At 74.0% G+C, this 9,502-nt stretch carries 7 protein-coding genes; 2 read left to right on the top strand and 5 right to left on the bottom strand.

Features of this window, described 5'->3' with window-relative positions; genetic code table 11:
* The first annotated feature begins 315 nt into the window (after nt 1–315).
* A complete protein-coding gene (locus MCAG_RS01740) occupies nt 316–1,578 on the top strand; it encodes a nucleotide sugar dehydrogenase (RefSeq protein ID WP_036375984.1) in 1,263 nt (420 codons plus the stop codon).
* Nucleotides 1,579–1,677: 99 nt separating this feature from the next.
* Here MCAG_RS01740 and MCAG_RS01745 read toward each other — a convergent pair whose 3' ends face one another.
* From MCAG_RS01745 to MCAG_RS01760, 4 genes are all read right to left on the bottom strand, one after another.
* Nucleotides 1,678–4,161 (bottom strand): ABC transporter permease, encoded by a 2,484-nt coding sequence (locus MCAG_RS01745; RefSeq protein ID WP_007071275.1) that lies wholly within the window; start codon nt 4,159–4,161, stop codon nt 1,678–1,680.
* The gene (locus MCAG_RS01750; RefSeq protein WP_007071276.1) at nt 4,158–4,946 is read right to left on the bottom strand and encodes an ABC transporter ATP-binding protein; all 789 of its coding nucleotides are present in this window, start codon (nt 4,944–4,946) and stop codon (nt 4,158–4,160) included. Before MCAG_RS01750 ends, MCAG_RS01745 begins: the two co-directional genes overlap by 4 nt.
* 147 nt (nt 4,947–5,093) lie before the next feature.
* Nucleotides 5,094–5,759: a response regulator transcription factor gene (locus tag MCAG_RS01755; protein WP_007071277.1), complete on the bottom strand. Its 666-nt coding sequence runs from the start codon at nt 5,757–5,759 to the stop codon at nt 5,094–5,096.
* Nucleotides 5,756–6,979, bottom strand: a complete 1,224-nt coding sequence (locus MCAG_RS01760) for a sensor histidine kinase (RefSeq protein ID WP_007071278.1) — start codon at nt 6,977–6,979, stop codon at nt 5,756–5,758. Before MCAG_RS01760 ends, MCAG_RS01755 begins: the two co-directional genes overlap by 4 nt.
* 288 nt (nt 6,980–7,267) lie before the next feature.
* On the opposite strand from MCAG_RS01760, the gene MCAG_RS01765 reads away from it, so the two are divergent.
* Entirely contained in the window at nt 7,268–8,299 is a 1,032-nt protein-coding gene (locus MCAG_RS01765; RefSeq protein WP_036371917.1) for a hypothetical protein, read from the top strand.
* 183 nt (nt 8,300–8,482) lie between these two features.
* On the opposite strand, the gene MCAG_RS01770 is transcribed toward MCAG_RS01765, so the two are convergent.
* Nucleotides 8,483–9,502 (bottom strand): carcinine hydrolase/isopenicillin-N N-acyltransferase family protein (locus tag MCAG_RS01770; protein WP_232290043.1); only part of this gene is annotated, 1,020 nt, incomplete at its 5' end.

The following is a 9,502-nucleotide window of genomic DNA, read 5'->3' on the forward strand; positions in this document are numbered from 1 at the left end:
CCGACCGGGGTGCCGCCGTCCCGGCCCGCGGATCCGCCACCGACCACGGCGAGCACGCCGGCCAACCCGCCACCCACCACGGCGAGCACGCCGGCCAACCCGCCACCCACCACGGCGAGCACGCCAGCCGACCCGCCGGCCCAGGGGAACTGACTCCCCTGGCCCGGGGCGGCCCCCCCTACCTGATTTGACGGATCCGGCCGGGGGGCGCCCGCCGTCCCATCGGCCCCACCTTTACCAAATCGGACTTAAAACCCAGAAGCTCACTTACGCTGACGAGAAGGTACGTTCCGTCTCTTGCTGCGGGAGCCGTGGGTGAGCGCTGAGAAATTGGTCGTCATCGGCCAGGGATACGTGGGCCTGCCGCTGGCCATGCGCGCCGTCGAGGCGGGCATGGACGTCGTCGGCCTCGACGTCAACGCCGACCGGGTCAAGCGGCTCGCCTCGGGCGAGTCCTTCGTCGAGGACATCCCGGCCGACCGGCTCGGCCGGGCGCTGGGCAGCGGCCGGTACCGCCCGAGCACCGAGTACGCCGACGCCGAGGGCTTCGACATCTGCGTGATCACCGTGCCCACCCCGCTGCGCGACGGCGTACCCGACCTGAGCTACGTCGAGCAGGCCGGCGACGGCATCGGCCCGTACGTGCGGCCGGGGTGCACGGTGGTCCTCGAGTCGACCACGTATCCCGGCACCACGGAGGAGTTGCTCCGGCCGCTGCTGGAGTCGGCCAGCGGGCTGACCGCCCCCGGCGACTTCCACCTCGGGTACAGCCCCGAGCGGATCGACCCCGGCAACCCCGTCTGGAAGCTGGAGAACACCCCGAAGGTGGTCTCCGGCGTGGACGCGGCCTCCCGGGATCGGGTCGACGCGTTCTACCGACGGCTCGTCGAGCGGACCGTGCCGGTGGACTCCACCCGGGTCGCCGAGCTGACCAAGCTGATCGAGAACACCTTCCGCCAGGTCAACATCGCGCTGATCAACGAGCTGACCATGCTCAGCCACCACCTCGACATCGACGTGTGGCAGGCGATCAAGGCCGCTGAGACCAAGCCCTTCGGGTTCATGCCGTTCCGCCCTGGCCCGGGCGTCGGCGGGCACTGCCTGCCCATCGACCCGTGCTACCTGTCCTGGCAGGTCAAGCGCCGGTTGGGGCGGCAGTTCCGGTTCATCGAGCTGGCCAACGACGTCAACCACGAGATGCCCGAGCACGTCACCCAGCGGATCATGAACGGGCTCAACCGGGCCGGCCGGGCGGTCAGCGGGGCCCGGCTGCTGCTGCTCGGGCTGGCGTACAAACCGAACACCGGCGACATGCGGGACTCCCCCGCCGTCGACGTGGCCCGCCGCCTGCAGGCCCTCGGCGCCGAGGTCCGGGCGGTCGAGCCGTACGCCGAGCCGCACCACCTGCCGGGCGGCGTGGTCGTGGTCGCCCTGACCGAACGCGAGGTCCGCGAGGCCGACGCCGTGGTGGTGGTGACCGACCACGACTGCCTCGACTACGACCTGGTGGTGCGGCACGCCCGGTACGTCTTCGACACCCGCAACCGCTGCCAGGGCCCGACGGTCGAGCGCCTCTGACGGCCGCCCGCGCGGCCCGCCCCGCGCGGGCCACACGGGCGGCCGGCGTTAAGAAGGGGCCCCTGCTCTACCGAAAGCGTTAACAGGGGCCCCTTCTTGCTACTCCGCCCCCAGGGACTCCACGATCGGGCGGGCGAGGGCGCGGCGGGCCGGCAGGACGGACGCGGCCAGCGCGGCCAGCACCGCGACCGCGAGGATCAGCCCGAGCCGCCCCCACGGCAGCACCAGCGTGAACTCGCCGCTGAGGCGGGCGACCACCGCCATCGCACCCGCGCTGACGCCGGTGCCGAGGCCCACCCCGAGCACCGCGCCGACCAGCGCCATCAGCACCGCCTCGACGGCGAGCATCGCCCGCATCCGGCCCCGGGTCAGCCCGACCGCCCGCAGCACGGCGTTCTCCCGGGTGCGCTCCACCACCGACAGGCTGAGCGTGTTGGCCACCCCGACCAGGGCGATGACCACGGCCAGGCCGAGCAGGGCGACGACGAACGCCAGCAGCAGGTCGACCGTGCCGGTGAGTGACTTCTTGTACGCCGCCTGGTCCATCAGGTTCACCGTCGGGTACCGGGCCACCACCGACTCGACGGCCTCCCGGGCCCGCTCGGCGGGCACCCCGGCCGCCGGGTCGACCTCGGCGAGGAAGCCGCGCTCGGTCGGGAAGAGGCGGGCGAAGTCGGCGTCAGCCACGTCGACCACGTGCCCGGCCGGGACCGTGCTGCCGGCCAGCGCGGGCCCGTCGTCGGCGACGACGGCGGCCACCGTGAACGGCCGCCCGGCCAGGGTGACGCTGTCGCCGACCGCCCAGCCCCGCGCCCGGGCCAGCTCGCGGTGCACCAGCACCCGGCCCGGCCCCAACCGGCCGGCGTCGCCGGTGTCCACGGCGGTCAGGGTGCGCCCGACCAGCGCCGGGTGGGCGGCCCGCAGCTCGATTCCGTCGCTGATCCGGCTGCGCTGCTCGTGCACGACGCCCAGCTCGCCACGGGCCGCCAGCTCGTCGACGAGCGGCCGGGGCAGGTTTCCGCCCACGCCGACGACCAGGAAGTCGACGCCGATCTGCTGGTCCACGGCCCGCTCGATGCCGGCCTTGACGCTGCCCGCCCCGACCACGAACGCGGACACCAGGCCGATGCCGATGACCAGGGCGGTGGAGGTCGCGGCGATCCGGCGCGGGTTACGCACCGCGTTCGCCACGGCCAGACCGGCGGTCGCCCCGAACAGCCGACGCGCCGGGACGCCGAGCACCAGCACCAGCGCCGGCACCAGCACCGGCCCGAGCAGCACGATGCCGAAGAACGCCAGCACCCCGCCGGCCGCGACCAGTGGCACCTGACCGACGGCCCCGGCCGATGCCAGCGCGGCCACCCCGGCGGCGAGGACCAGCCCGCCCATGGCCAGCCGGACCCGGCCGGCCCGGCGGGTGGGCTGCACCGCCGCGTCGGTGAGCGCGGCCACCGGCGCCACCCCGGTACCCCGCCAGGCGGGCACGGCGGCGGAGCCCACGGTGAGCGCGGTGCCCAGCAGCAGGCAGGACAGCACGGTCGGCGCGGTGACCGCGATCCCGCCGCCGGACATCGGCACGTCGAACGCGGACATCAGGGCGTCCAGGCCGACGGCGAGGCCGGCGCCGGCCGCCACGCCGAGCGCCGACGCGGCCAGCCCGGTCACCGCCGCCTCCAGCAGGGTCGCCCGTAACACCTGCCCCCGGGTCGCGCCGACCAGCCGCAGCAGCGCCGTGCGCCGGGTGCGCTGGGCGAGCACGATGGCGAAAGTGTTGGCGATGACGAACCCGGCCACCACCACCGCCACGGCCGCGAAGGTGAGCAGGAGCAGGTTGAACTGCCTCAGGTCGCGAACCGCGTCGTCGACGGCGGCGTCGAGGATCGCCTGCCGCCCCTTCACCGTCACGCCGCCGCCGGCCACGGCCGCCACCCGCTCGGCCAGCTCCGCCGCCGGGACGCCCGGCACGGCGGCCACCATGATCCGCCCGTAGCCCTCCTGCTGCGACACGGCCAGAGCGTCGGGCCCGGCCAGGCCGATAAACGGCCCGCCGACGTCCCGGGAGGTGCCGGCCACGTCGACCGTGCCGACCAGGGTGTACGGGCGGGCCGCCGCGGCGCTGCCGCCCACGCTCACCGGCCCGCCGAGGGTGAACCCCTCCTCGGCGACGGTGGGCGCGTCGAGGACCACCTCGCCCGGGCGCTGCGGCAGCCGCCCGGCCACCACGTCGTACGACTGGAGGGCCGCCTCGGTGGGGATCGCGACGACGACGGCGTACCCGAGGACTGGCCTGCCATCGGAGCCGACAACCCCGGCGGTGCCGGTCAGCTCCCCGGCCGCCGCGCTCACCCCGTCCACCGCGCGCACCCGCTCCACGAGGGCGGGCGGGATCGGGTTCCGCCCGGCGTACACGGCGAGGTCGGTGTGCCGGTCGAAGACGCCGGCCCGGTCGTACGCGCCGCGCTTCATCCCGTCGGTGAGGATCAGAGTGCCGGCGACGAACGCGACGCCAAGCACCACGGCCAGCGCGGACAGCAGCAGCCGCAGCGCGTCGGCGCGCATGGTGCGCAGGGTCAGCCCGATCATCGCCGGACCACCGTTCCCGCCGCGGCCGGGGCCGGGTCGAGGTGGGCGAGCGCGTCGAGGACGGCCTCGGCGGTCGGCGCGGCCAACTCGCGAACCAGCCGGCCGTCGGCGAGGAAGACCACCCGGTCGGCGTAGCTCGCGGCGACCGGGTCGTGGGTCACCATCACCACGGTCTGTCCGAGCGTGTCGACGGCCTCGCGCAGCAGCCGCAGCACCTCCGCGCCCGAGCGGGAGTCGAGGTTGCCGGTGGGTTCGTCGGCGAAGATCACCCACGGCTTGGTGATCAGGGCGCGGGCGACGGCGACCCGCTGCTGCTGGCCGCCGGAGAGCTCGGCGGGCCGGTGCCGCAGCCGGTCGGCCAGCCCGACGGCGGCGACCACCTGCCGCAACCAGCCCGGGTCGGGGTGGCGCCCGGCGATGGCCAGGGGCAGCACGATGTTCTCCTCGGCCGTCAGCGCGGGCAGCAGGTTGAACTTCTGGAAGACGAAGCCGACCCGGTCGCGGCGCAGCAGGGTGAGTCGCCGGTCGTCGAGCCGGCCGACGTCGGCGTCGCCGATGCGCACCGCGCCAGCGGTGGGCCGGTCCAGGCCGGCGAGGCAGTGCATGAGGGTGGACTTGCCGGAGCCGGACGGGCCCATGATGGCGGTGAACCGGCCGGCGGCGAAGTCGACGTCGACGCCGTCGAGGGCGACGACCCGGGCCTGGCCGGCGCCGTACTCCTTGCGCAGGGCGCGGGCGGTGACCGCGACGCCGGCGGCGGCGAACGCGGGAGGTGGTACGGACACGTTGGTGCTCCCCGTGAAGGCGTTGGCTGGAACGCCCTCGACGCTATGGGCGGCATCGACGCGCCGCGTCCGCCCGCACGCTCGATCGCCGTGCGCCCGAAGGCGTCCCGGCGGCGGGTGGCCGTACGACCTGGGTCGTACCCGTCGTCAGCTCCCGGGGGTGACCAGGCCGCTCTCGTACGCCAGGACCACCGCCTGCACGCGGTCGCGGAGTCGGAGCTTGGCCAGGATCCGCCCGACGTGGGTCTTCACGGTCGCCTCGGCGACGTGCACCCGGGCGGCGATCTCGGCGTTGGACAGGCCCTGCGCCACCAGCAGGAGGACCTCGCGTTCCCGTTCGGTGAGCTGGGCCAGCCGGGGGTCGGCGGCGGGGCCGGGGCCGAACTGGCCGGCGAACCGGTCGAGCAACCGGCGGGTGATCGACGGGGCTACCACGGAGTCGCCCTCGGCGACCACCCGGATCGCGGCGAGCAGTTCCTCCGGCGGCACGTTCTTCAGCAGGAAGCCGCTCGCGCCGGCCTGAAGGGCGGCGAACGCGTCGGCCTCGGTGTCGAAGGTGGTGAGCACCAGCACCCGGGGCCGGTCGCCGGGCCGGTCGGCGCAGATCCGCCGGGTGGCCTCCACCCCGTCCATGGTCGGCATCCGGATGTCCATCACCACCACGTCGGCCTCGACGCGGTCGAGCACCCGCAGCGCGTCGGCGCCGTCGATGGCCTCGCCGACCACGGTCAGGTCGGGCTGGGAGTCCAGCACCATCCGGAAACCCGCGCGCACCAGCGCCTGGTCGTCCACGATCACCACACGGACCGTCATGCCGCCACCTCCGCCCCCGTGCTCGACGGTAGCGGCAGCCGCGCCTCGACCTGCCACCCCCCGGCCAACCTCGGGCCGGCGGTGAGGCTGCCGTCGTACACCGTCACCCGCTCGCGCATGCCGACCAGGCCGTGACCGCCGGACGGCGCGGGGCGGACCACCGGCCGGCCGCGCCCGTCGTCGACGGCCCGGACCACGACGGCGTCGGCGGTGTGGGCGAGACTCAACGCGACGGTCGCGCCGACCCCGGCGTGCTTGAGGGCGTTGGTCAGCGCCTCCTGCACCACCCGGTACACGGTCAGCTCCAGCCCCGGCGGCAGGGACGGCGGCTCGCCGGTGACCGTCGCGTCGATGCGCAGCCCGGCGGCGCGGAACCGGTCCAGCAGCTCGGGCAGCTCCACCAACGCGGGCCGCCGGTGCGCCGGCTCCGCCGACAGCCCCGCAGGCCCCGCGCCGTCGGGCCCGGCCGCCGGCTCGGGGGCGCTGGTCTCCCGCAGCACCCCCACCAGGCGGCGCATCTCCTCCAGCGCCTGCCGACCGGTGTCTGCGACCACCCGCACCGCTTCCCGGGCGGTCTGCGGGTCCCGGTCGAACAGGTAGCGGGCCCCGTCCGCCTGCACGATCATCACGGCCATGCTGTGCGCCACCACGTCGTGCAGCTCGCGGGCGATGCGGGTGCGTTCCTCGGCCACCGCCGCGCGGGCCTCGGCCTCCCGCTCCCGTTCCAGGGTCGCGGCCCGTTCCTCCAGGGTGAGCACGTAGAGCCGGTGGGTGCGCACGTTCAGCCCCATGAGCCAGACCGCGCCGGTGACCAGCGCGAGCCAGATCGCCGAGGACCACCAGGCGCCGGTGCCCTCGACCTGGAGCGCGGCCAGCACCACGCCGACGGCGGCGACGGCACCGGCGACGATGCCGTCGCGCAGCCGGTCGGCGTACTTCACCACGCTGTACAGGGCGATCAGCACGGCCACGTCGAAGGCCAACGGTCCCCAGCCGGCGGCCACCTGGACGCCGGCGAGCACGGCTACCACCGCCGTCACCGCCAGGGGATGGGTACGCCGTAGCAGCAGGGCCACCGCCATCGCCGCCCCGACCCCGGTGGCCCACCAGCCGCCGCGCTGGTTGGCCGTCCCGGCCAGGCCGACCAGCACCACGAAGCCGGAGACCGCCACGTCGAAGGCCACGCTGCGTAGCGGCCGGCTGAACAGGATGCGCCTCACGGTCACCCAGCGTACGGGTCGACGCCAATCGCTCGGGCATGGCGGCGGTTGGGTGTACAGGAGTCGCGTCCGCCGTATCTGATACCTCTGGACGCGTGACTCCCAGATTCACGTTCCGCCGTATCCGGGAATTGCCACCTCCCCGGCAAATGCGGACGCCTTTTGAGTAATCGACAATCTCGACTGTTTCATTTACGGCGACCGCTGTCATACAGTTGCCAGGTCGGGTCGCCGAACTATTGTCCACCACTCGACCGACCCACCACCACCTGTCGAAAGGGAATCAGCATGAGAATCACGCTGGCACGTCCACGCCCGCGGCGCACGGCCCGCCTGCTGTTCGGTGCCCTGATGACCGCCGCGCTGGCGTTCTCACTGAGCGGCACCGCCACGGCGGCGGTCGACAAGGGCGGCATGACCGCGAACACCCGCACCGACGTCTACATCAAGGACATCTCGTCGGACACGGGGCTCGAACCGCACGGTGCCATCTACTCGTCGTTCTTCAGCAGTCCGGACGTCAAGATCTGCCCCAACGGAATCGAGTGCCTCTCGCACACGAACCCGGTCATCGGATCGACGAGCTACATTTTCGTGAACCTGCGAAACAATGGCCCGTACGGTTCCGGAATCAGCAACGGAACGTTGAGGGCGTACTACACCACCTCCGGTGGCGGCGCGAACTGGCCGGCGCACTGGACGCCGATCGGGTCGAAGACCCTGCCGGTCGCGCCCGGGGTCACCACGACGTCGATCGCGTGGCCGAACGTGCCCTCCCTCGGGCACTTCTGCCTCCTGCTGCGCTGGGAGTCGGCGACCGACCCGATGCTGTTCGAGGGCACCTCGACCTCCATCAACACGCAGTACAACAACAACATCGCCTGGAAGAACGCCAACACCGTTCCGGCGGGCGGCGGCGTGGTCGCCGACCGGCCGTTCGCCCTGGCGAACGCGCTGGCCGAGCCGGCCCCGTTCGACATCGCGTTCCGGCCGCTCGGCGAGCCGGTGCCGGGGGTCAAGATCGTCGCCGACCTCGGGCCGGAGCTGTTCGAGCGCTGGCGGGCCGCTGGCGGGCAGGGTGAGGGCGTCCAGGTGGTCGGCAGGACCTCGGTGCAGGTCGTCGACCCGTACAAGGCGCAGATCAAGGGCCTGCTGATCAAGCCGGAGGAGCGGCCCGTGCTGAAGCTGAGCTTCGCCACCGGCGAGACGCTGCAGAAGGCGTACACCCTCCAGGTCGTCCAGGTCGGCCCGGCGCGCAGGCTCGGGGAGAGCTACGACGTCGGCGGCGTGGACTACACCTTCGAGCCACGCAAGGGCTGACCGAGGGGGACGGTGGGCCGGAGGCCGAGATCGCCCCGGTCGCCGGCCCACCGGCACGACCGGCTGACCGCCGCCGCCACGGGATCGCGGCGGCGGTCAGCCGCGCCAGGGGCCCGGGAACCGGGGCGGCTGACCCGGGCTCCAACCCTCAACCGGCAGCGGCGGCGGCCCCTGCCGGACGCGTCACGGCAGGGTGACCGGCAGGCGGTACCGGCGGTCCGTGCCCGTGGCCGTGCGCAGGTGGATCTCGCCCGTGCGCAGCCCGTAGGTCACCGACCAGCGCGTGTGGCCCTGCCGGACGTCGTTGAGCAGTTCCAGCGCCGCCCGGTCGTCGACCACCCCGCCGGTTTTGGCCAGGGCGGCGGCGAGCAGCCCGTAGCGGTGGTCGGTGCGCCGGCGCTCCTCGGGTACGCCGATCACGGGCACGTTGGTCAGCGCCTGCCAGCCACCCCGCCCCTTCTCGACCCGCATCGTGCCGTCGACGAACTCGACCACGGCCGAGGCGCCGGTGGCGTCGGCGAGCAGATAGTGCAGCGGCGGCCCGCCGTCGAAGTCGAGGTTGTGCCGGCCGAAGACGGCGACGGCCTCGTCGACCGTGGCGGCCTGGTCGAGCACCAGCCGCAGGATGCGTACCGAACCGACCGTGGGCCGACCCGCCTCGGCGCGGACGGTGGCGCCGTCGTCGGCGGCCAGCCCGACGGCCAGCCCGCGCTCGTTCATGCCGTCGAATGGCAGCAGGGGCGCGTTGAGCAGCCGGCGGTCCCCGGTGGGGTCGGCTCCGACGCCGAGGTAGGACATGTCCACCAGGGAGATCGTGGCGTACCCGTCCGGCGGGTCGGTGCGCAGCACCAGGGCCGGGTTGGCCTCCCAGTCGAAGTTGCGGGCGAACAGTGGCCGGCTCGGGTCGCCCGACGCGGCGAAAAGCGAGCAGCCGAACGGGCTGGGCGGCGCGGCGTCGGTGCCGACGGTCGGGTCGTAGTCGCCGACGAAGGTCATCTCCCACATCGGCAGGTCGTCGACCCGGCGCAGGCTGGCCAGGGTGCGGTCGGCCTCGGCCGCGTCCTGCCGCGACGCGGTGGGCGTGCCGGCGGGCGTGCCCGCGGGCGTCGGCCCGGCGGCGGCGGTGGGCTCGGGGCCGGAGCAGGCGGTGACGGTGAGCAGCAGGGCCAGACCGGCCCCCAGAAAGGTCCTACGCATGATTGC

The sequence above is a fragment of the Micromonospora sp. ATCC 39149 genome, assembly GCF_000158815.1.
Taxonomy (GTDB): domain Bacteria; phylum Actinomycetota; class Actinomycetes; order Mycobacteriales; family Micromonosporaceae; genus Micromonospora.

Excerpts from the sequence above, each read along its gene's own strand:
- MCAG_RS01755 (WP_007071277.1), bottom strand. The coding sequence starts at position 5,759 with ATGACGGTCCGTGTGGTGATCGTGGACGACCAGGCGCTGGTGCGCGCG.
- MCAG_RS01765 (WP_036371917.1), top strand. The coding sequence starts at position 7,268 with ATGAGAATCACGCTGGCACGTCCACGCCCGCGGCGCACGGCCCGCCTG.
- MCAG_RS01745 (WP_007071275.1), bottom strand. The coding sequence starts at position 4,161 with ATGATCGGGCTGACCCTGCGCACCATGCGCGCCGACGCGCTGCGGCTG.